A 21,286-nucleotide genomic window follows, 5' to 3' on the forward strand; every position below is an offset into this window, starting at 1 on the left:
TAGTTCTTAGGCGTTGTGCAATAGGGTTCTCCTGGATACCTCGCCGAGATCGGCACCGCCCTCCCGTTGCATCCAGGCAGCGGTCCGCTCGCGACTATGGCCCCGCAGCGGCAGAAGCACCGCCCTCAGTTACTGCCCGGCGCTGCGGTCAAACCCGGCGCCGGGGTCAGGATGCACAGGTGATCGTTGTATGGCACACAAACCGCTCATGGAGGCAGCTTTGCGCTGGTCCCGGTCGCATGCCGACGGGACTGCCTCTTGCATCCCAGTTCGATGAGCTCGCGCGGTTGTTCCGCATAGTCGCGGACGCGCTGAATGCGATGTTCGTCATCGCTCATTACCGCAGTTCCAGTCTGCCAGCACCAAGGACCAAGTGCATTGACGCACTCCACCTCAGCCCTGCCCCATGCACGCATGGGATGAAGTCAAGCGCAGGCCCAGGACTGAAAATCCACAGGTCGCAGAGACAAGGTCACTGCACTGCAGAAGCTATCGTCTGAGCAGCATCACAGATGCATAAGGCAGGATGATCTGAGACTGCTTCCACTGAACAGGTTGAGGGTAGCTTACGCTGCACCACCCTCACCGCGCTCGCGCACCCAGAGCACGATGCCGCACAGCATCACGATCACCTGCGTGCCTATCAGCGCTGCAAAGCCCGCGAAAAATCCCGCACTCACGCCGCCGCGGGCCGACAGCGCGCCTATCACCGCCCCCATGATCGCCGGCATGAAACCTGCGACCAGGCTGCCCGCGCCGTTGACCACGCCATAGGCGCTGGCCACATGCTCGGGCCGCGCGCAGTGCTGCACGGTGCTGGGGATGGCCGGGCTCATCAGCCCCCAGCAGAAGTTGGCGGCAATCAGGCAATAGGCCGCCGCATAGCGGTCTTCCATATGGATGGCCAGCCACACGGCAATCGCCACGCCCATGCTGCCGAAGACAAAGATCAGCGGCACCTGGCGGCGCGCGATGCGGTCGATGATCATGCCGCCCACGAAGACGGCCGCCACGCTCGCATATTGCGGCAGCGAAGCCAGCCAGCCCATCTCGCGCATGGAAAAGCCGCGCGACTCCTTGAGATAGGCGGGCAGCCAGTTGCTGCTGCCCCAGAGATAGGACAGAAAGGCCGCCGTGAGAATGGTGATCAGCCACAGATAGCGCGTGTGCATGGCGCCGCGCACGATCTGGCCGACCTGACCCACAGCCGCGCCCAGCGACTGGGGCTTGGGCATGCCGGTCTCCACCTTGGGCATGCGCACAAAGGCCCAGACCAGGGGAACGCCCAGCAGCACATTGATCAGGCCCAGCACATGGAACGAGGTCTCCCAGTTGTGGCCTACAACCAGGTAGCCGACGAAGGGATAGCCCACCGCCAGGCCCAGTCCGGTGCCCATATTGACCAGGGAGTTGGGCTTGCCGTTCTCGCGGCTCTCGAAATGCGCCTTGATGTAGCTGCCGGCCAGGGAGAACAGCGGCCCCTCGGACACGCCCAGCAGAATGCGCGATGCCAGCAGCAGCCCGTAGCTGTTCATGGCCGGCGACAGAAACGTCACCACGCCCCACAGCAGCAAGCCGGCAAACAGGCTGCGGCGCACGCCGAACAGCGCCGCGCAGAACGGCGTGAGCACAAAGGATGAAACACCGTAGCCGACCATGAAGGCCGTGGCCAGCAGGCCCTGACGCGTTCGGTCGTCAGGGGTAAGGCCGATGTGCGACAGAAAGTCGGGATCGGTGATGAGGACCGAGATATTGATCCGGTCCACGTAGGAAATGGCGACGATCACGAACAGCGTGACCACGCCCCACCAGCGCAACGAGCGTGAGTCTTTCATGATAGGGGTCCGGCTAGCGTTGAGAGAGAGAAAAGCCGGGACCGGCACCCGCCGGCCCCGCCAGGGCGCACGTCCTGGCGGGCGCGCGGTACGGCAGCCGTGCTGCTGCCGAAACCCCGGGGCCGGCCCATGCCGGCCCTAGGGGCAGGATCAGAAGAAGTGGCGGATGCCCAGCTCCAGGCCGCTCGCATTGCCGCCCGGCGTGGTGCCGGGAGCGCTCAGCCCCTGCACGCCGATGGACTTCGCCGCCGAGCCCTTGTTCTTCAGGAAGGCATAAGTGCCGTAGACCTGGGTGCGCTTGGAGAGGTTGTAGCCATAGCCCACGCTGATCTTGTTCCAGTCCGCATTGCTGCCGGACAGGTTGTAGTGGCCGAAGGAGGCACGGGCCTCGCCATTGCCCACGGGAGCGGTCACGCCCAGCTGCACGGCCGTGATCTTGGTGCCGCCGCGCTTTTCCGAGGCCCACAGCAGCATGGGCTTGGCCACCCCGAAGTCGTAGGACAGGCCCACATTGTTCGCCGTCAGATTGGTGTCGCTGGTGTTGCCGTAGAGCCGGCCCGTGGCCAGCGCACCGTTGAAAGCGCCCTGGCGGTAGCCCAGGCGCAGGCCGCGGTAGTCGCCCTCGCGCTTGTTGGGCGCACCGCTGGGCTGCTCGCCGAATGCCAGCTGAGCCTGGCCGTAGAAGCCGCCCAGGTTCTGGGGCAGGAAATAGCTCACGGCATTGCTGATCTGTATGGGCGCACCGCCGGTCGAGGGAACGCCCGGGATGCCCAGCATGGTGAAGGCACCCGTGCCACCGACGCCATTGGTCAGGAAGGGATCGAAGATCAGCGTGTTCAGAAAAGTGGCAGAGTCATCGCGCCCCAGGCGCACCTCGCCCCAGTTGCCCATCAGGCTCACGGTAGAGCGGCGGTTGAAGCTCAGGCCGCCGCCCGCAGCCTTGCCAGCGCCGCTGTCCACGTCCAGGCCGGCCTCAAGCCAGAAGCCCGCCTTCAGGCCACCGCCCAGATCCTCGGTGCCGCGAAAGCCCAGACGGCTGATATTGGCACCACCTGTGGAAAGGCCGGTCTTGGAAGCGCCCGAGCCGCCCAGATGGGCCACGCCGACGTCGACGACGCCGAAAAGCTCGACCTTGGACTGTGCCGAAGCGGCACCAGACAAAGACGCCAGGCAGGCTAGCGCCACGCCGAGGACCGGCGTATGGATGGATTTCATGGTTTGTCTCCTCTAGGAGTGGTGAGTTGTCTTCAGTTGCTGGCCCAGGGCCTCAATCGTCAATTCAGCACGGTCCGGCCCAGGGACACCGAGGAAGGGCCCGGGCCGGCCGCGCCGCCCCACGCCGAGGGTGTCGTCCCCCTCTCCCGCCCTCTCCCGCACAGCGGATATAGAGAGGGGGAAGGCACGCAGCGACTCCGGGGGTGTCATATATCCAGGACCAGCCGCTCGCTCTTGCAGCCGGAGACGCAGACCATCATGACCTTGTTGCCGGCGCGCTCCTTGGGACTGAGCACCGAGTCGCGGTGGTCGGGCACACCTTCCAGCACGCGGGTCTCGCAGGAGCCGCAGACGCCTTCGCAGCAGCTGTGGTCCACATCGACACCGGCGTCCAGCAGCGTGTCCAGCAGTGACTTGTCGGGCGTGATCTCGATGAAGCGACCGCTGCGCTTGAGCTCCACCGTGTAGTTGCTGCGCGCATCGGACGATGCCTTGACCTCCACCGGCGTGAAGCGCTCGATGTGGGCGTTGGCATGGCCGAGCTCGGCGCAGAACTTCTCGAAGGCATCAAGCATGGGCGTGGGGCCGCAGGAATAGTGGTGCAGCCCCGCCTCGGGGGCGCGCTGCGCCAGCAATGCCCGCAGGTCGGGCGGGCCGCCCGCTTCAGCATCGAAATGCAGTTGCAGCGGCATGCCCAATGCCTGCAGCTCGTCCAGAAAGGCCGCGCTCTTGCGCTCGCGCGCAAAGTACAGCATCTCGAACGAATGTCCCTGGGCCTTGAGCCGGCGTGCCATGCACAGCATGGGCGTGATGCCGATGCCGCCGGCCACCAGCACCGAGTGCGTTGCCGTCTCGTCGAGCGCGAAGTGGTTGCGCGGCTCCGAGATGGTGATGGGCATGCCCACGCGCAGCGACTCGTGCACGCAGCGCGAGCCGCCACGACTGGCGCGGTCGCGCAGCACGCCGACCACGTAGCGGTGGCGCTCGCGGCTGTCGTTGGACAGGGAATAGCTGCGCACCAGCCCGTTGGGCAGGTGCAGGTCGATATGCGAGCCGGCCGTAAAAGCCGGGAACTCGCCGCCATCGACCGGGCGCAGCTCCACGCTGATGGTGTCCTGGGCCTCGAAGCGCAGCGTGTGCACAAAGGCCTGCAAGCTGTTGCTCATGATGCGATGCCTTCGTCGATCTGTTCCTGGGCCTGACGACGCAGGTGGCGGCGCAGGCGCACCAGGCCGATGTCGTGCTGGTAGAGGTTCTCGCGCTCGTTGGCGTCGGCCTCCATCTGCTCCATCATGATGCGGTCCTGCTCCAGCACGGCCCAGTGGCGCGCCTCAAGGCGGTTGCGGTAGAGGAAGCGCCAGGTGTCGCGCATCCAGCCCTGCACCTTGCGTGCGCGCCAGAAGAACACGGCGCACAGATCGGCGCTGATGGGCGTGACGCAGGCCACGATGGCGAAGTTGCCGCCAGGGCCGCCGGTCTTGGGATACGGAATCTCCAGGCGCATCCACTGCACGCCGGTTTCGCCGTATTCGGTCCAGTCGAAGTTCACGCCACGCTGGCCGACCTTCTCGAACACAAAGCCGTGATCGGTGTCACGCACCTGGAAGCTGGCCTTGCTGTCGCCCTCGGCCATGGAGTGCGACTGCTTGTGCAGGAAGGTGCCGTGCATGGGGTCCATGACGTTGTCCAGCGCGTAGCGGTAGTCGCTGCGCCACTCGGCATAGCACAGGAAGTTCGAGTACTCGGGCGAGCTCAGCTCCTCGGGCAAGGAGAACTCGGGAGCCTCGTCCACATGCTTGTCGCTGTTGTAGAGAAAGATCGCGCCGTGCATCTCGCGCACATGAAAGGCCAGCGCGGCGCGCGAGCCTTCGAGCTTGCAGCCGGGGCTGCCGGGCACCTTGGTCACCGTGCCGTCGCAGCGCACTTCCACGCCGTGGTAGGGGCAGGCCAGGCGGTCGCCCAGGATCACGCCCTGGGACAGCGGCGCGCCGCGGTGCGGGCAGTGGTCTTCCAGCGCATGCACCTGCCCGGCGGCATCGCGCCACAGCGCGATCTTGCGGCCGAAGCGGCGCAGCGAGACGGGCTCGGTCTTGACGAAACCCGAAGGGCAGACCGCATACCAGAGGTTCTTCAGACCCGTGTTGAGCAAACGGTCCACCGGATCGATGGTGATGGTTTGTACGTTCATGGAGTACTCCTGTCCTGTTCTGTCTCAATAGCCCAGCCGGGCCATCAGCGCCTGAAAGCTGTCTTCGGTCCAGGGCTCGCCGTTCTCGCCGGCCGGGCCGCTGCGGTTGATGTAGGCCACCAGTTCGGGCAGCGTCTGCACGCCCTCGCCGAAGGCACGCTCAATGGAGTCGCCCAGCAGGTCCTCAAACAGGGTGGAGGCGCGCTCGCGCGCCTGATGCGGCTCGAGATATCGATCAGCGGCCATGGTTCTCTCCTTCGAAAACTGTCTTGAATCGTGGTTTGGTTTCATTGCCCGGAGCGTTGCCCTTCACCCGTATCGCGTGAATCTGGCGCAGCCCGACCTCAGGGACACCGAGGAAGGGCCGCCCCGCACCGAGGGTGTCGTCCCCCATGGGGGAAGGCGCGAAGCGACTCAGGGGGTAGGTCATTCAATCAGCCCGGATATCCAGGTCCTTGATCAGCTTGCCGAAGCGGTTGTAGTCGGCAGCATTGGTCTTTTCCAGACGTGCCGGCTCGCCGCCTGCGGGCAAAGCGCCGAAGGCCGCCATCTTGGAGACCACGTCGGGCATCCTCAGAATTTCATTGAGGTGGGTGTTCAGCAGCTTGACGGTCTCGGGCTTCATGCCCTTGGGGCCGAACAGGCCTTGCCAGGCCGACACTTCCACATCCTTGACGCCCTGCTCGGCCAGCGTGGGCACATTCGGTGCCAGCGGACTGCGCTGGGCATCGGCCACGGCCAGCACGTTGACCTTGCCGCCCGCGTAGGGCGCGATGGGCCCCCAGGTCATGAAGGTCGTAGGCACATGGCCGCCGATCAGGTCGTTGACCGCAGGCGCCACGCCCTTGTAGGGAATGTGGGACAGCTTGGTGCCTGCGGCCTTGTTGAACATCTCGCCCAGGATGTGCATGGGCGAGCCGCTGCCGGGGCTGGCATAGGTCAGGCCGTCGCGCTTGCCCTGGCTCGCCAGGGTCTTGATGTCCTTGATGCCCGAGCTCTGGCTGGCAGCCACGAACATGGGCTGCACGCTGGTCTGCACGATGGGCGTGAAGCCGCCGAGCACGTCGTAGCTCGAACCCGCATTGGTCTTGAGCACGAACTGGGCGATGGCAAAGGTATTGGGTGCCAGCAGCAGGGTATAGCCGTCGGGCGCAGCCTTGGCCACATGCACGGTGCCGATGGTGCCGCTGGCACCGGGCCGGTTGTCCACCACCACGGGCTGACCCAGTCGCTGGCCCAGCTTCTCGGCATACAGGCGCGCCATGGCATCGGTATCGCCGCCGGCCGGATAGGCCACGACGATGGTGATGGGCTTGCTCGGATAGGCTTGCGCCAGCGCGGAACCGGACATCTGGGCTGCAGCCAGCAATGCAGCAGCGATAACTACCTGGCGACGAATATTTTTCATGAAATAGCCCGTGGGGTTGTGGTTAAGCCTCTAGCCAGCCAGAGGATCTGGAGAATTCGCTCACATCAGAGACACCGAGCAAGGGCCTGAGCCGGCCGCACCGCCCCGCAGCGAGGGTGTTGTCCCCCTCCCGCGAAGCGAGAGAGGGGGAAGGCGCGAAGCGACTCAGAGGGTGTTTCATTTCTTGTCTGTCAGGAACTTGCCGTCGGCAGCCCCCACGCCCTTCTGACGCCGGGTGTTGCCGTCCAGGCCGCCGTCGATGGCCCATTCGGCGAACACTGTCGGACCGGGTTCGAACTCGCGCGGCTGCCATTCGGCAGTGAGCTGGTCTTCGTCGGCGTAGTACTCGACCAGTGCACCGGCCGGATTCTTGAAGTACCAGAAATAGGCCGAGGACACGGGGTGGCGACCCGGGCCGAGCTGGGTGTCCCAGCCGCAGCGCGAGATGTGCATGCCGCCGCCGAAGACTTCGTGGATGTCGCGCACGGTGAAGGCCACATGGTTCAGGCCTGCATGCTTGTCGGGGCGCTGCAGCAAGAAGATGTCATGGTGGCCACCGTCGGGCGCGGTACGCAGAAAGGCGCCGCGCTCTGGGTAGCGGTCCGAGGCCGCAAAGCCGAAGTTCTCCACGTAGAAGCGCTCGCAGGCCTGCACGTCGCGGACGAAGAACACCACATGGCCAACCTCGATGGGCTGGGCGCGCTCGTAGGCCGGGCTGGCCTGGTTGACGCGGCCCTTGCGGTCCCAGGTGTTGTACTCGGCGCTTTGCATCTGCACATCGCGCTTTTGCGTGAGCTGCAGCCGCACGGCCAGGCCGTTGGGGTCGGTGCAGCCGATACGTCCGCCGTTCGGGCCGCCCTGCTTCACAAAGCCCGGCAGCTGAGCGATACGGCCTTCGTAGAGGGCCAGGTCGGCTTCGCTTTCCACGCCCCAGACCACCTCGCGCAGCGTGGGTCCGGCTTCGATCGCGGGCGGCAGATCGGGATGCTCGGTGGCGGCCACGATCACGCGACAGCCGTTGAGGGTCTCGAACACCAGCCGTTCGGCCTGCTCCTCGACCAGGCTCAGGCCCCAATCGAGGAAGAACTGGCGGCAGGCCGCCAGGTCGTCGGCGCCGTAGCTGATTTCGTCAATGCCCAGTACGCTCATAAAAAATCCTTTCTTTACCCGATCACGCGCCATGCGCTGCCCACATCGCCTGCAACCGGCGCGATGCATCGGCGGACGCCGAGCAAGGGCCGCCCCGCAGCAGGGGCTGCCCCAGCGAAGGTGTCGTCCCCCTCCCGCGCAGCGAGAGAGGGGGAAGGCGCGAAGCGACTCAGGGGGTGTTGCATCTCAATTCGCCCAAGCGATGGGGCTCTCGTTCAAGCCCCAGTACAGGCTTTTCTGCTCCATGTACTGCTGTATGCCCAGACGGCCTTTTTCACGGCCCAGGCCGCTGTCGCGCCAGCCGCCGAAGGGTGTGGAGATGGAAAACTGCTTGTAGGTGTTGATCCACACGGTGCCGGCCTGCACGGCGCGGCCTATGCGCCATGCGGCCTTGTAGTCGCGCGTCCAGATGCCGGCGGCCAGCGCATAGACGCTGTCGTTGGCCTGCTCCAGCAATGCCTCTTCGTCATCGAAGGGCATGGCCACGAGCACGGGGCCGAAGATCTCCTGCTGGCAGATCTGATCGTCGTTGGTCACGCCTTCGAGGATGGTCGGGCGGTAGTAGTAGCCGCGCTCGTACAGCGCGCCCTCGGGGCGGTGGCCGCCGGTGCGCAGCCGGCCGCCTTCGGACAGGCCCAGCTGCACATAGCTCTCGATGGATTCGCGGTGCTTGGCGGTGATCAGCGGGCCCATCTGGGTGCGCTCGTCGGCCGGATCGCCCACGCGCAAGGCGGCGGCCTTGGCCGTGAGGCGCTCCATGAAGTCGCCGTAGAGCTTCCTCGCCACGAACAGGCGCGAACCGGCGATGCAGGACTCGCCCGAGGAGCTGAATATGCCGTAGAGCACGCCGTTGACGGCGTGGTCGAGGTCGGCGTCCTCCAGCACCATGGTGGCCGACTTGCCGCCCAGCTCCAGAGAGACGGGCATCATCTTGTCGGCCGCGATGCGGGCGATGTGCTTACCCGTGGAAGTGCCGCCCGTGAAGGACACGCGCTTGACCAGCGGGTGCTTGGTGATGGCGTCGCCGATCACCGAGCCGCGGCCGGGCAGCACGCTGACGATGCCCTTCGGAACACCCGCTTCCTCGCAGATGCGGGCCAGCTCCAGCGCCAGCAGCGGCGTGGCTTCGGCAGGCTTGACGACCACGGCATTGCCCGCGGCCAGCGCGGGAGCGAGCTTTTGCGCCTCGCTGGCAATGGGCGAGTTCCACGGCGTGATGGCCGCGACCACACCCATGGGCTCGTAGACGCTCATGCTCATGAAGTCGCCACGCGAGGGCGTGATGGTCTCTTCCATGGTCTCGCAGGCCGCAGCGAAGAACTGGAAGGTGCCGGCGGCGCTGGCCACCAGGGCGCGCGTCTCGCTGATGGGCTTGCCGTTATCGAGGCGCTGCAGCTGGGCCAGAGGCTCGGCGCGCTCACGGATCAGCTGGGCCACACGGTGCAGCACGGCGGCGCGCTCATGGGGCTTTTTCTGGGCCCAGCCGCTGGTGCGGAAGGCATGGTCGGCCTTCTCTATGGCCTCTTGCACATCGGCCAGGCTGGGGGCGCGCAGGCGGCCCACCACCTCGCCGGTCGCGGGGTAGAGCGAGGCGGACTCATCGCCGTCGCCAAGACGCCATTCGCCGCCGATATTGATGGGGAGCAGTTCTAGCTTGGACATGGTGAAACTCCTCACTGAGCCTTGGTGGTGGCCGGGATCTGATCGAGCTTGTTCACCGGCGGGCCCGAGAACGTGGTCTTGAAGCTGCCGATGGCGCGCATGTCGATCTCCAGCAGGAAGGGCCCCTTCTTGCCCCAGGCGCCTTCCAGCACTGCGGGCAGCTCGTCGAGATGGCTCACGCGGGCATGGGGCAGCTTGATGGATGCGCACAGCTGGGCGTAGTCGGGCGTGTGCAGCTCCACATAGCAGCGGCGGCCGCCGTAGGAGGCGTCCTGGATGTTCTGGATCACGCCATAGCGCTGGTCGTTCATCAGCACGATCATGGTGTCGCACTCTTCCTGCACCAGGGTGGCGAGCTCGCCCAGGTTCAGGATGAAGCCGCCGTCGCCGGCCAGGCCCAGGGTCTTGCGGCCCGAGCCGCTTTCGGCCGCGCCGATGGCCGCACCGATGGCCATGGGCATGCCCATGCCGATGCCGCCGCCCGTGGCGTGCACGCCGGCGTTGGGCGCGAAAAAGCGCAGCTCGCGGTTGCCCCAGGTGCTGTTGGAGACGGTCACGTCACGCACCCAGTTGAAGTTGCGCCCCACGGCCTGCTGCAGCTGCTGCACCAGGGTGCTGTAGGGGCCCAGGCCGTCGCGCATGGTGGCCACGACCTCGTCGTGCACCTGGCGCAGGTCGGCCAGCAGCTCGGGGTCGGCCTTATAGCCGCGCGCTTCCAGGCGGTCGGCCAGGCCGTTCAGGGCCAGGGCCGAGTCGCCGCAGACAAAGCCGTCATCCCTATAGCAGCGGCCTTGCTGGGCGGCGTCCACATCGATGCGCAGCAACGGGCGCGGCAGCTTGAGTTCGTACTTCAGCGTCTCGTTGCTGCGCAGGCGCGTGCCCACGGCCAGCATGGCGTCGCAGCGCTGGTAGAAGGCTTCGACGGGCTTCTGGATGTTGTAGGCGCCCAGGGAGGCGGGGTCGTCCTCGGGCACGATGCCGCGGCCCTGGCCGGTGCTCACGATGCCGAAGCCCAGGGCCTTCAGGCGCTGCACCGCAGCACCGGCATGGCGAGCACCGCCGCCCAGCCACAGCAGCGGACGCCTGGCCTTGGCCAGTTGCTCGGCCAGCGCGTCGAGCGCGGCCTCGCCGGGAGCCAGCACCGCCACCGGCAGCGGCGACAGGTCGGCGGGCATGGCAATCAGTGCCTGCTGGATGTCGATCGGGATCTCCACGCTGACCGGGCCCGTAGGGGCAGTCATCGCGGTCTGCACCGCAGCCTTGAGCGTGGACAGGCAGGTCTCGGCGCTCAGCACGCGGAAAGCGGCCTTGGAGACGGACTTCAGCATGGTCAGCTGGTCCGGCGCCTCGTGGATGTACGACAGCTTCTTGTCCAGATACTGGGTCTCGATCTGGCCCGTGATGTGCAAGAGCGGCGTGCCGGCCGTATAGGCTTCCACCAGGCTGCCGGCGATGTTGCCCGAAGCCGGGCCGGTGCTGGTGATGCACACACCCAGGCTGGATGTGGAGCGCGCGCAGGCGTCGGCCATATTGCCAGCGCCGGCCTCGCCGCGCGCCATCACGAAGCGCACCTTGCCGCGAGCAAACATCGCATCGAGGATGGGCATGTTGTGGATGGAGATCACCCCGAAGGCAGCCTTCACGTCGCAATGCTCGAGGAATTCGGCGACGGCAGCGCCCACGGTGATTTGATTTTGCTTAGGCATGACGAGAATGGCCTCCGGAAACGTCGATGTGGCTGCCCGTCGTGTACGACGACAGTGGCGTGGCAAGAAAGAAAATGGCGCGGGCCGCTTCGGCAGGCTTGCCAAGGCGCCCCATGGGGATGTGCTTTGTGCTTGCGAGCGCGCCGCTCCACTGCTCCCAGGTCTGGCTCTTGTCCTCGCGCGCTTCGAAGCGGCGGCGCCACTGGCCGGACTCGATCAGGCCGACCAGGATGCCGTTGACGCGTATGCCCTTGGGCGCGAACTCGGTGGCCATGGAGCGCACCAGGTTCTTGAGGCCGGCGCGCGCCGCCGAGGTCGCGACCATGTGGGGCTCGGGCTGGGAGGCCAGCAGCGAGTTCACGCAGACGATGGCCGAGCCTTTGCCGCGTTCGAGCTGGGGCAGAAAGGCGCGCGTGGGATGCAGCACCGAGAAGAACTTCAGGTGCAGCTCCTCGGTCCAGGCTTCGTCACTGGTGTTCTCGAAGGTGGAGACACGGCCCTGACCGGCGTTGTTGATGAGGATGGAAGCCGGGCCAAGAGCCGCTTCACTGGCGCGGGCGAACTGCTGCACCTGCCCGGCATCGAGCACGTCGCAGGCCTGTGCGAACAGGCGCTCGCGGGCCTCGGGGTGGCGCTCGAGCAGTTGCTTGACGGCCTGCTCCAGGCGCTCGGGATTGCGGCCGCACAGGGCCACGCGTGCGCCCTGGGCCAGCAGCAGCTCCACCGTGGCCAGGCCTATGCCGGAAGAGCCGCCGGTGACGACGGCCGTGGCGTCGAGTTTGAAATCATACATGGCCGCCTCCTGCGCGCCTTGAAGTGATGGACAGAACCTGCGCGCTGGACTGCGGCCGGTAGTTGAGCAGCTCGGACAGTTCGTCGGCCGCCGCGCACACGCGCGGCACCAGCTCCGTCTGGCGACCGGGGTCGATCTGGGCCGAGGCCAGGGTCACACCCAGGGCCGCGATGACGCGGCCGCTGTGGTCACGCACGGGCGCGGCGATGGTGGAGATCGAGCTTTCGTAAAAACCTGCACCGGCCACATGGCCGCGCTCGCGATCGGACTGCACCAGGTCGAACAGCTCGCCCACGGTCCTGGGCGTATTGGGCGAATGGCCTTCCAGATGCTCTTCGGGATAGAGGGCGCGCAGCTCCGGCAGCGACAGGTCGGCCAGCAGGATGCGTCCCAGCAGCGTGGCATGGGCGGGCAGCCGCGTGCCCACGCGCACCGAGCTGGTCAGCGGCGTCGGCGGCGTGACCTTGGCCACATAGACAATGGAGCGGCCGTCGCGCACCACGATGTTGCAGGGGAAGCGGATTTCCTCGCACAGCCGCGCGATCACGGGCTGGCCCAGCTCGGTCAGGTCCATGGAGGACAGGAACTCGAAGCCCAGGCGCAGCACGGACAGGCCCAGCCGGTAGTCGTTACCGCCCTCGGCGCGTTGCAGAAAGCCCATGCTCTCCAGCGTGTTGAGCATGCGAAACACCGTGGCGCGCGGCAGCTGCATGCGACGCGCCAGCTCGGGCGCACCCAGCGCGGGGTTGTCGCGGCCGAACTCCTGCAGCAGGCGCAGACCGCGCTCCAGCGCCGGCACCATGTACTTGTCGGAGCCGCCGTCGACGACGCTGTCGGTCGCGCTACCGGAAAGGGAAGAACCTGACATCTTCAACTCCTCAATTCGTTGCAGGCGTGGCCAGAAGCCGGGGACACCGAGGAAGGGCCGCCCCGCACCGAGGGTGTCGTCCCCCTTGGGGGGAAGGCGCGAAGCGACTCAGGGGGCTCTTCATTTTTCAATTCATGACGAAGCCGCCGTTGACGGGCAGGACCTGCCCCGTCACAAAGCGCGCACCGTCGGACAGCAGATAGGACACGGCACCCGAGACATCCTCGGGCCCCTGCTCGCGCTGCAGTGCGCGCTGGTCGATGTAGAGGCGATGGCGGTGCTCGGGCACGTACTCGGTGGCCTCGACCAGCACCAGACCCGGCGCCACGGCATTGATGGTGATGGCGTCCGCGCCCAGCTCGCGCGCCATGGAACGCGTCATGGCCATCACGGCGCCCTTGCTCGCCACATAGGCCATCAGGTTGGGCGCGCCCCACATGGCGGTGTCGGAAGCCAGATTGACGATGGCACCGCGCCCGCTGTCCTTGAGCGCCGCACGGCAAGCACGGGTCATCAGCCAGACGCCACGCACATTGACGTTCATCACCTGATCCCACTTTTCCAGGGCGATGTCGTCCATGCCCTTGCCGCCGGAGTCCGTCACGGCCGCGTTGTTGACCAGGCCGTCCAGACCGCCCAGGGTCTGCACGGCCTGCTGTGCGCACTGTTCGATGGAAGCCGGGTTGCTCGCATCAAAGGCGACGCCGTGAGCCTCGAAGCCCATGGCGCGCAGCTTGGCAACGGCTTCGCTCAGCAATTCGGCGCGCAGATCGGCCATCACAAGCTGTGCCCCCTGCCGGCACAGCGTCTGCGCAAAAGCAAAACCCAGGCCGCGCGCAGCGCCGGTCACAAGGATCCGGCGCCCAGCGAGCTGACCGGTGGAAGGCATGGTGTTGAGGGTCATCTTAAACCTTGTTTGTTTCAAATATGAAATGACACTTTTTTCTTGAAACAGGACTGCAGTTTAGTGAGCCTTCTTTTGAGTCAATACCCGGAGAAACCCGTAGCCCCTCAGCCATAGCGACACACGGACGTAAAAAAACCGCGACAAGCGCGGTTGAAAGGAAAACGAGGCAACAAAAGGTATCCGGCCTGAACTGTCGGCAGGCCGGATCGGAATTCATCAATATCAATATCGATAGCTTATAGCGCTTACCAATGAATGACTTCAGACATAAAACACCTTGAAAGTCATATTAATCAATAGATTACAGCTATCAAAAAATTAGCAAACAGCCTGTTTCTTCACGGGCGTCTGGCGCAGAAAGTCCAGCACCACGCGTTGCGCGTATCGGCTTGCCACCGTGCGCACGAAATCCGAAAAATCCACATGGGCGCTGTCGTCCGCCCGGTCCGAGATGGTTCGCATCGCGGCAAACGGCGTGCCGTAATCCAGGCAGGTCTGGGCCACGGCGGCGCCCTCCATCTCCACGGCCAACACGGCATGGCCGGCGGCCTCCAGATCGGCTCTGAGCTGTGCGCTGGCCTGGCGCGAGCTGACAAACTGATCGCCGCTGGCAATCAAGCCCTGATGGACGCGAGCCGAAGCATACGCAGCCACGATGCCGGAGCGAACCGCCGAGTCGGCAGCCTGCACCAGCCTGTCCGTCGCCGCCTCGTCGCAAGCCAGGGTGCTGCAGCCGTAGCCGGGCAACTGCCAGCGTGGAAAGATCGGCGAGGCATCCATGTCATGCTGCAGGAAAGTCCGCGCGATCACCACATCGCCCACGTTCACATCCGCACCGATGCCGCCGGCCACGCCGGTGAACAGAATGCCGCGCACGCCAAAGCGCTCGATCAGCGCGGCGGTGGTGGTGGCAGCGGCCACCTTGCCGATGCCCGACAGCGCACACACCACCTCATGCCCGTGCAGGCGGCCCAGCCAGAAGTCGCGCCCGGCATGGCGCAGGCATTGCATGTCCTGCATGGCGTCGACCAGGCCGTGTTGTTCTTCGGCAAGAGCGCTGAGAATGGCAAGCGTCATGGATGGGGATACTCCGGAACAGGGGCCGGGAGGCCCTGGTGAAAGCACAAAAGAAAGTACAAGGAAAGCACAAAAGCGGCACCAGGCCGCTTTGGGGGGATGCGCAAGAGGCGCGATTAGAGCACGAGGGCTTACTGCGCCTCGATCTCATGACTTTTGATGATGGGCGCCCAGAGCCCGGTTTCCTTGCGGATCAGCTCGCCGAAGGCCTCGCCCTTGACCACCCAGGGCGTCATGCCCTGTGCTTTGAGCTGATTGAGCGCCGCCGGGGTCTTCAGAATCTTGTCGATATCCTCGCCCAGCTGCTTGACCACCTCTGCAGGCGTGTTCTTCGGAGCCAGCACGCCATACCAGGAGGAAATGGCAATCCCCGGCACGCCGGCTTCGGCCAGGGTCGGCACATTGGGCAAAAAGCCCGAGCGCGAGCCGTCGGTCACGGCCAGCGCGCGCAGCTTGCCCGACTGCAGATGGGGCAGCACGGTGGGCAGATTGGCCACGATCATGGGGATGGTGCCGCCCAGCACATCGGTCACGCCCTGGGCCGAGCCTTTGTAGGCCACATGCATGATGTCCGCGCCCGACTTGTCCTTGAACAGCTCGCCGGCCAGATGCAGGCTGGAGCCCACGCCGGGCGAAGCGTAGCTGATGGAGTTGGGCTTGGCCTTGGACAGCGCCACCAGTTCCTGAACCGACTTGGCCGCCACCTGCGGATTGACTGCAATGACATTGGCCGTGCGCCCCATGGAAGCCACGGGCACGAAGTCGCCGAACACGTTGTAGGGCAGCTTGGGCATCAGCGTCGGGTTGATGGTCAGATTGCCCTGCGGCACGACCAGCAGCGTATGGCCGTCGGGCTTGGCACGCTTGACCATATCGATGCCGATATTGCCGCTGGCACCGGGACGGTTATCGACGATGGCCGCCTGCTTGTAATGCTCGGTCAGGCCGGTCGCCAGAATGCGCGCCAGGATGTCCACAGGGCCGCCGGCAGGGAAAGGTGCAATGACGGTGAACGGCGCGGCAGAAAGCTGCTCTGTGGCAGTCGCTGCATGAGCGACGGGCAAGGCCAGGACGCTGGCCAGCGCCAGGCAGGATTTGAGAAAGTCGGAGCGTTGCATGAGGGTTCCAGAAGGTGGAGATGTCAGGCCAGCCGATGCTCGATGCGCCCCTGTTTGACGAAGCACAAGGAAATATTCGCACAGGCAGGACACCATGCTGAAGTGGGAAGGTCTGCTTGCAGGCTTGCAACAACAAGCAAGAGAGGTGCCAAGCCCATGGCGCACATGACGCACATGGCGCCGCAGGCCTGGCGCCGGATCAGATGGCCAGCGGCGCCACGTTGTTGAGTACCGAGCGCACAACGCTGTAGACCGTCAGCGCCGAGGTCTTGGGATTGGCCGCCAGCGGCTTGCCGCGCATGGTCAGTTCCATGACACCGAAGGCACCTCGTGCCTCGACCTGGTGCACGTTCTCCTGAACAGCAGGATCGGCAAACAGACGCACCATGGTCTTGTCCAGCCCCAGTCCGGCCAGCGACAAGGTGGCCGCCACATTCGCATTCTTGGGATAGAGCTGCGCGGCCTCGCGCGCCGAGCCTTCGAAAATGCAGAAGGCCTCGGTCAGGCTGTCCAGATCGCAGACCTGCTCGGCCGGGGTACCGCTCCAGGCCTTGGGCGGCTTGCGACCCGTGTAGACCACCGTCTCCAGGCCGCCCACGCGCGCCGCAGCCAGGGCATCAATGCCGCCGATGGCACCTGACAGCAACTGTGCCTGCGTCTTGCCAGCCTCGGCCGCAGCCTGTACGCGCTCGGCCATGCCCGGTGCGCTCAAAGCGCCTATGGATGCGATGACCGCAGGAATGCCGCGCGCCAGCGCCGGCAGCACATGCTCCTCGATGGCTGCATGACCCGCGCATTCCACCAGCAGATCCGGCACCGCATCGCCGGGCAAGGCCTGCAGCAGCAGCGCCTGCGGCGCCAGGCGGGCAGCCGTCTCGCGCACGGCTGGCGTGATCTCGGGAACCAGTACCCAGCCCACCTGCAACCGGGCGTCTCCGCTCAAAAGCTCCAGAACACTGGAGCCAATCGCGCCGCAGCCAATCAAAGCAATATTTTTCATCTCTAGCCTCCTGAAAAATGCGCTGGCCCGGCGTGATCTGGGTCAGCGCAAAAGGTCCGGGTGCTGCTGGCGCAAATGGGCGGACAGAGTCTCTGCCGCCTGCTGCACCTTCTGCACCCAGAGCTGGGTTTTTTCGGGCCCCAGCTCGGTAAACGGAATGGCCATGGCCAGTCCCGCAACCACCCGCCCGTCTGCGGCGCGCACCGGCGCTGCAATACTGGAAACACCAGGCTCGTAAAAGCCCTCGCCCATGGCATAGCCGCGCTCGCGATCCTCGGCCAGCAGGCGCAGCAGCTCGTCGACATTGCGCGGCGTGCTCTCGGAGAACTGGGGCAGCTCCTCGCCGCCAAACACCGAGCGCAACTGCGCGCCGTCCATGTCATGCAGCAGGGCTCGTCCAAGCACCGTCGCATGCGCCGGCAGACGCGAGCCCACGCGCACCGCGCCCTGGAATGCTCCGGACGGAGTGACGCGTGCCACATAGACCACCGAAGTGCCGTCGCGCAATGCAAGATTGCTGGTCATGCCCAGCTCCTCGCACAAGGCCTGCAGCACAGGCTCGGCCAGTTGCGCCAGCGGCTGGGTGGACAGATAGTCATAGCCCAGACGCAGCACGGCCAGACCGAGCCGGTATTCGGTTCCGCTGCGCTGCAGATACCCCGAGTTTTCAAGCGTGGTCAACATGCGAAACACTGTGGAGCGCGGCAGCTCGAGCTTGCGTGCCAGCTCGGGCGCAGTCCAGACCGGTTGCGCCGGGCCAAAGCAGGCCAGCAGGCGCAGTCCTCGGTCCAAAGCGGGCACGGTGTAACGATCTTGTTCGTTGGTTGAAATCTCGGGGGTTTCGCTCATGGCAATCAGCTGGTATTGGGGCAATAGCTTTGGTTCAACAAAGATGCCAGCCTATGCGCAACCTCCATTGGTTGTTCCACGGGTGAAGCATGACCGGCAGCCGCAAGCGTACCGTAGTGCGCGCCCAGCAGTTCGGACCAGGACTTGCAAGCTGCAGGTGTGGTCACCACATCGTGCTCGCCGACCCACACCTCGACCGGCATGCCAAGCCTGCCCTGCGCCTGTGCCAGATCGCTGCCGCACAGCAGCTCGACCGCTTGCGCATAGCCCTGCGGCTGCATGCGCGCCGTATTCCAGCGCACCCAGGCACGCACGGCTTCAGGCGCCTCGGAGGACACCAGGCGCTGGTCGATGACGGCCGCCAGACCGGCGACGCCTTTGTCGGCCAAAGCCGCCAGCCGTCCCTCGCGCACCTTGGCTTGCTGCTCGACCTTGGCTGGGGCGCCGTAGCCGCCTGCCGGGCTGATGAGCACCAGTTGCTCGACCAGTCCCGGCGCGGCCATGGCAGCCAGCCTGGCGGCCATCAGGGCGCCCAGCGAGTGCCCGACCAGGATGCAGCGCCGCACGCCCAGCACCAGCAGCGACTGGGCCAGCACCTGCGCATAGTCGGCATCGGCAGGCTCCGATTGGACCAGCGGCGTCGACACGCCATAACCGGGAGCATCCCAGGCCAGAACGCGCACTTTGTCAGCCAGCTGCAGCGCCACATCCAGCCAGGATGCAGCCCCGGAGCTGATGCCATGCAGCAGCACCACCGCAAAGTCGGAGCTGGCGTCGCCTGCCTCGCGCCAGGCGACCTGGGCATTCTGCGCAAGCTTCACCAGCCGCTCGGGAAAACCGGTCTGCAGCTGCTGCAGTTTCAGCGACAGCAAATCCTCGTGCATGGCCAAGCTCAGCGCTTGATCTTGGCCAGAGGATGCTCGGGCGGATAAGTCGGGGTGACGGGCTTTTTGGCGCCCAGCATCACGCACATCAGCGCATCTTCATCACCGACATTGATCTCTTCGCGGTACACGCCGGGCGGCACCGAAACCACATCGCGATCGGTCAGGATGGTCTCGAAACGCTCGCCGTCCTTTTCCAGCACCAGCTTGAGCTTGCCGCGCATCACGAAGAACACTTCTTCCACATCGGTGTGCAGATGCGAAGGGCCTTCATGGCCAGCAGGAATCACCATGGTGGAGAAGGTGAAGTTTTCCGACGGAATGGTGTTGCTGTCGGAGGCCACGCCCGTGCCGCCCGTGCCGATGTAACGCATCTGGCCGCGGCGGTATTTGGGGTCAAAGTCGGCCTGGAACTTCAGGGCATCGAAGTCGTACTTGCGCGTGGCAAAGCGCGCAATGCGTGTGCTCATCCAGTCTTCAAAGCTGGAGCCCTCGGGGCGATCCCAAGTACGGGCGCCGTTGTCTTGTGCGATCTCGCTCATATGTCTCTCCTGAAACCGTTGGTGAACACAAAAAGCGATCTGCTTTTTGTTTTACTAATAAAACTAGGTTCATTTGGCGAAACAATTATAAGAAGACTTGCCCGATATCAACAAGCACATTTCCTTGTCGGCGCGGTGGAGACCAGTTTGGGCATGACGTTTCGCCCCGATTCGCACAGGCAGCGCGCTAAAAAAGGCGCAAAAAAAAGGAGCGCCAAGCGCTCCTGTGAACTCGCCTTGAAGGACAAGATGAAAACTCTCAGGCGTCGCGCAGCTCCCTGCGCAGGATCTTGCCCACAGGAGTCTTGGGCAGATCGGTGCGAAAGACGATGTGGCGCGGACGCTTGTAGCCTGTCAGATTGGCGTGGCAGTAGTCGCGGATGGCCTGTTCCGTCAGCGCCGGGTCTTTCTTGACGACGACGAGCTTGATGGCCTCACCGGACTTTTCGTCGGGCACGCCGACTACCGCGCACTCCAGCACGCCGGGGCAGTTGGAGACCACGTCCTCGACCTCGTTGGGGTAGACATTGAAGCCGCTGACGATGACCATGTCTTTCTTGCGGTCCACGATCTTCACAAAACCGCGCTCGTCAATGGTGCCGATGTCGCCGGTCAGGAAGTAGCCGTCGGCCGTCATGGACTTGGCGGTTTCGTCGGGGCGCTGCCAATAGCCGGCCATGACCTGGGGGCCCAGCACGGCGACTTCGCCGGGCAGACCCGGCTCGTTCACGTCGTGGCCGTCGCTGCCGACCAGCTTCACATAGGTGCTGGGCAGGGGCACGCCGATGGTGCCCGAGTAAGCCGTGACCGTGACCGGATTGCAGGTCACCGAGGGGCTGGTCTCCGAGAGGCCGTAACCCTCGCAGATGGGACAGCCGGTCTTCTTGAGCCACAGCTCGGCCACGGCACTCTGCACGGCCATGCCGCCACCCACCGAGACCTTGAGGTGACTCCAGTCCACGGTGTCGAAATCGGGGTGGTTGGCCAGTCCGTTGAACAAGGTGTTCACGGCCGGAAAGCTGTGGAAACGGTGCCTGGACAGCTCCTTGAGTGTGGCCTTGAGATCGCGCGGATTGGGGATAAGCACGGTTTTGCCGCCGGTGCGCATGGCCAGCATCATGTTCACCGTGAACGCGAAGATGTGATAGAGCGGCAGCGCGCAGATGCTGGTGGGCTGCTCACCTGCCGGCACCTTCTTCATGGCGGGCTCGTTCCAGGCTTCGGACTGCAGCACGTTGGCGATGATGTTCCTGTGCTGCAGCACGGCCCCCTTGCTCACGCCCGTGGTGCCGCCCGTGTATTGCAACACCGCCATGTCGTCGGCCTTGAGCACCGGTGCGTTCAGGCTGGCGCCACGCCCCTTGGCCAGTGCGTCCTTGAAGCGCACGGCACCGGGCAGGCTGAAGGGCGGCACCAGCTTCTTGACGGAGCGCACCACGTAATTGACCAGCATGCCCTTCAAAAGTCCCAGCTCGTCGCCCATGGCGCAAAGCACGATGTGCTGCACGGCGCTGCCATGCATGCCGTCCTGCAGGGTCTTGGCGAAGTTCTCGATGATGACGATGGCCTTGGCACCCGAGTCCTTGAGCTGATGCTCGAGCTCGCGCGCCGTGTAGAGCGGGTTGACGTTGACCAGCACATAGCCGGCACGCAGCACCCCGGCCACGGCCACCGGGTACTGAGGAATATTGGGCATCATCAGCGCCACGCGGTCGCCTCGCTGCAGTCCCAGGCTTTGCAGATAGGCGGCAAAGAGCTTGCTCTTCGCATCGACCTCGGCGAAGCTCAGTTCCTTGCCCATGAAGGAATAGGCCACCTTGTCGGCATGCTTGGCAAACGCCTCCTCCATCAAGGCCACCAGCGATGGATACTGGGACGCGTCAATGTCCGCAGGAACTCCCTCTGGATAGGCATTCAGCCAAGGACGCTTACTCATTGCTCTGTCTCCCTGTCTTATCGTCTGATCCGGCCATTGTGATAAAAAGCACGATCGTTCGATACTGTAGTAACCCTAGGAAACAAACCCGGCCGCCTTGGTAACAGAGGTCAGCGGGCACAAAAAAAGCCCGCAGAGAGCACTCTGCG

General features: G+C 65.0%; 19 protein-coding genes. All 19 read right to left on the reverse strand.

Annotated features, from left to right (window positions below; translation table 11 throughout):
• Positions 1–566: 566 nt before the first annotated feature.
• Entirely contained in the window at positions 567–1,835 is a 1,269-nt protein-coding gene (locus AC1RTQ_RS16085; protein WP_492877183.1) for an MFS transporter, read from the reverse strand.
• Between the two features lie 150 nt (positions 1,836–1,985).
• On the reverse strand, positions 1,986–3,050 hold the full coding sequence (locus AC1RTQ_RS16090; protein ID WP_492877185.1) for a porin: 1,065 nt from the start codon (positions 3,048–3,050) through the stop codon (positions 1,986–1,988).
• Positions 3,051–3,256: 206 nt separating this feature from the next.
• Positions 3,257–4,216, reverse strand: coding sequence for a PDR/VanB family oxidoreductase (locus tag AC1RTQ_RS16095; protein ID WP_492877187.1), 960 nt, complete (start codon positions 4,214–4,216; stop codon positions 3,257–3,259).
• The gene (locus tag AC1RTQ_RS16100) at positions 4,213–5,238 is read right to left on the reverse strand and encodes a Rieske 2Fe-2S domain-containing protein (protein ID WP_302092475.1); all 1,026 of its coding nucleotides are present in this window, start codon (positions 5,236–5,238) and stop codon (positions 4,213–4,215) included. The genes AC1RTQ_RS16095 and AC1RTQ_RS16100 overlap by 4 nt, the downstream gene beginning before the upstream one ends.
• Before the next feature lie 24 nt (positions 5,239–5,262).
• Positions 5,263–5,484: a recombinase-like helix-turn-helix domain-containing protein gene (locus AC1RTQ_RS16105; RefSeq protein WP_003060438.1), complete on the reverse strand. Its 222-nt coding sequence runs from the start codon at positions 5,482–5,484 to the stop codon at positions 5,263–5,265.
• 184 nt (positions 5,485–5,668) lie between these two features.
• Positions 5,669–6,646 (reverse strand): Bug family tripartite tricarboxylate transporter substrate binding protein, encoded by a 978-nt coding sequence (locus tag AC1RTQ_RS16110; RefSeq protein WP_492877190.1) that lies wholly within the window; start codon positions 6,644–6,646, stop codon positions 5,669–5,671.
• A gap of 177 nt (positions 6,647–6,823) precedes the next feature.
• Positions 6,824–7,795 (reverse strand): VOC family protein, encoded by a 972-nt coding sequence (locus AC1RTQ_RS16115; protein WP_492877192.1) that lies wholly within the window; start codon positions 7,793–7,795, stop codon positions 6,824–6,826.
• A gap of 186 nt (positions 7,796–7,981) precedes the next feature.
• On the reverse strand, positions 7,982–9,457 hold the full coding sequence (locus tag AC1RTQ_RS16120; RefSeq protein WP_492877194.1) for an aldehyde dehydrogenase: 1,476 nt from the start codon (positions 9,455–9,457) through the stop codon (positions 7,982–7,984).
• Positions 9,458–9,468: 11 nt separating this feature from the next.
• The gene (locus tag AC1RTQ_RS16125) at positions 9,469–11,163 is read right to left on the reverse strand and encodes a thiamine pyrophosphate-binding protein (protein WP_492877196.1); all 1,695 of its coding nucleotides are present in this window, start codon (positions 11,161–11,163) and stop codon (positions 9,469–9,471) included.
• Positions 11,156–11,956, reverse strand: coding sequence for an SDR family oxidoreductase (locus AC1RTQ_RS16130; protein WP_492877198.1), 801 nt, complete (start codon positions 11,954–11,956; stop codon positions 11,156–11,158). The genes AC1RTQ_RS16125 and AC1RTQ_RS16130 overlap by 8 nt, the downstream gene beginning before the upstream one ends.
• Positions 11,949–12,824: an IclR family transcriptional regulator gene (locus AC1RTQ_RS16135; RefSeq protein ID WP_492877200.1), complete on the reverse strand. Its 876-nt coding sequence runs from the start codon at positions 12,822–12,824 to the stop codon at positions 11,949–11,951. Before AC1RTQ_RS16135 ends, AC1RTQ_RS16130 begins: the two co-directional genes overlap by 8 nt.
• Before the next feature lie 127 nt (positions 12,825–12,951).
• The gene (locus AC1RTQ_RS16140) at positions 12,952–13,728 is read right to left on the reverse strand and encodes an SDR family oxidoreductase (protein WP_302092482.1); all 777 of its coding nucleotides are present in this window, start codon (positions 13,726–13,728) and stop codon (positions 12,952–12,954) included.
• Between the two features lie 321 nt (positions 13,729–14,049).
• Positions 14,050–14,808 (reverse strand): 5'-methylthioadenosine/adenosylhomocysteine nucleosidase, encoded by a 759-nt coding sequence (locus AC1RTQ_RS16145; protein ID WP_492877202.1) that lies wholly within the window; start codon positions 14,806–14,808, stop codon positions 14,050–14,052.
• A gap of 131 nt (positions 14,809–14,939) precedes the next feature.
• Entirely contained in the window at positions 14,940–15,926 is a 987-nt protein-coding gene (locus tag AC1RTQ_RS16150; RefSeq protein ID WP_492877204.1) for a Bug family tripartite tricarboxylate transporter substrate binding protein, read from the reverse strand.
• 199 nt (positions 15,927–16,125) lie between these two features.
• Complete coding sequence (locus tag AC1RTQ_RS16155) at positions 16,126–16,926, reverse strand: aspartate dehydrogenase (protein WP_492877206.1); 801 nt, start codon at positions 16,924–16,926, stop codon at positions 16,126–16,128.
• A 42-nt stretch (positions 16,927–16,968) separates the two neighbouring features.
• Positions 16,969–17,775 (reverse strand): IclR family transcriptional regulator, encoded by an 807-nt coding sequence (locus tag AC1RTQ_RS16160; RefSeq protein WP_492877209.1) that lies wholly within the window; start codon positions 17,773–17,775, stop codon positions 16,969–16,971.
• Between the two features lie 5 nt (positions 17,776–17,780).
• Positions 17,781–18,659: an alpha/beta fold hydrolase gene (locus AC1RTQ_RS16165; protein WP_492877211.1), complete on the reverse strand. Its 879-nt coding sequence runs from the start codon at positions 18,657–18,659 to the stop codon at positions 17,781–17,783.
• An 8-nt stretch (positions 18,660–18,667) separates the two neighbouring features.
• Positions 18,668–19,201 (reverse strand): cupin domain-containing protein, encoded by a 534-nt coding sequence (locus AC1RTQ_RS16170; protein WP_302092488.1) that lies wholly within the window; start codon positions 19,199–19,201, stop codon positions 18,668–18,670.
• 259 nt (positions 19,202–19,460) lie between these two features.
• The gene (locus AC1RTQ_RS16175; RefSeq protein WP_492877213.1) at positions 19,461–21,137 is read right to left on the reverse strand and encodes a long-chain-fatty-acid--CoA ligase; all 1,677 of its coding nucleotides are present in this window, start codon (positions 21,135–21,137) and stop codon (positions 19,461–19,463) included.
• Positions 21,138–21,286: the final 149 nt, after the last annotated feature.

It is taken from the genome of Comamonas sp. GW821-FHT11H03 (genome assembly GCF_058807955.1).

Coding starts and splice junctions, on each gene's coding strand:
- AC1RTQ_RS16085 (WP_492877183.1), bottom strand. CDS start 1,835: ATGAAAGACTCACGCTCGTTGCGCTGGTGGGGCGTGGTCACGCTGTTC.
- AC1RTQ_RS16090 (WP_492877185.1), bottom strand. CDS start 3,050: ATGAAATCCATCCATACGCCGGTCCTCGGCGTGGCGCTAGCCTGCCTG.
- AC1RTQ_RS16095 (WP_492877187.1), bottom strand. CDS start 4,216: ATGAGCAACAGCTTGCAGGCCTTTGTGCACACGCTGCGCTTCGAGGCC.
- AC1RTQ_RS16100 (WP_302092475.1), bottom strand. CDS start 5,238: ATGAACGTACAAACCATCACCATCGATCCGGTGGACCGTTTGCTCAAC.
- AC1RTQ_RS16105 (WP_003060438.1), bottom strand. CDS start 5,484: ATGGCCGCTGATCGATATCTCGAGCCGCATCAGGCGCGCGAGCGCGCC.
- AC1RTQ_RS16110 (WP_492877190.1), bottom strand. CDS start 6,646: ATGAAAAATATTCGTCGCCAGGTAGTTATCGCTGCTGCATTGCTGGCT.
- AC1RTQ_RS16115 (WP_492877192.1), bottom strand. CDS start 7,795: ATGAGCGTACTGGGCATTGACGAAATCAGCTACGGCGCCGACGACCTG.
- AC1RTQ_RS16120 (WP_492877194.1), bottom strand. CDS start 9,457: ATGTCCAAGCTAGAACTGCTCCCCATCAATATCGGCGGCGAATGGCGT.
- AC1RTQ_RS16125 (WP_492877196.1), bottom strand. CDS start 11,163: ATGCCTAAGCAAAATCAAATCACCGTGGGCGCTGCCGTCGCCGAATTC.
- AC1RTQ_RS16130 (WP_492877198.1), bottom strand. CDS start 11,956: ATGTATGATTTCAAACTCGACGCCACGGCCGTCGTCACCGGCGGCTCT.
- AC1RTQ_RS16135 (WP_492877200.1), bottom strand. CDS start 12,824: ATGTCAGGTTCTTCCCTTTCCGGTAGCGCGACCGACAGCGTCGTCGAC.
- AC1RTQ_RS16140 (WP_302092482.1), bottom strand. CDS start 13,728: ATGACCCTCAACACCATGCCTTCCACCGGTCAGCTCGCTGGGCGCCGG.
- AC1RTQ_RS16145 (WP_492877202.1), bottom strand. CDS start 14,808: ATGACGCTTGCCATTCTCAGCGCTCTTGCCGAAGAACAACACGGCCTG.
- AC1RTQ_RS16150 (WP_492877204.1), bottom strand. CDS start 15,926: ATGCAACGCTCCGACTTTCTCAAATCCTGCCTGGCGCTGGCCAGCGTC.
- AC1RTQ_RS16155 (WP_492877206.1), bottom strand. CDS start 16,926: ATGAAAAATATTGCTTTGATTGGCTGCGGCGCGATTGGCTCCAGTGTT.
- AC1RTQ_RS16160 (WP_492877209.1), bottom strand. CDS start 17,775: ATGAGCGAAACCCCCGAGATTTCAACCAACGAACAAGATCGTTACACC.
- AC1RTQ_RS16165 (WP_492877211.1), bottom strand. CDS start 18,659: ATGCACGAGGATTTGCTGTCGCTGAAACTGCAGCAGCTGCAGACCGGT.
- AC1RTQ_RS16170 (WP_302092488.1), bottom strand. CDS start 19,201: ATGAGCGAGATCGCACAAGACAACGGCGCCCGTACTTGGGATCGCCCC.
- AC1RTQ_RS16175 (WP_492877213.1), bottom strand. CDS start 21,137: ATGAGTAAGCGTCCTTGGCTGAATGCCTATCCAGAGGGAGTTCCTGCG.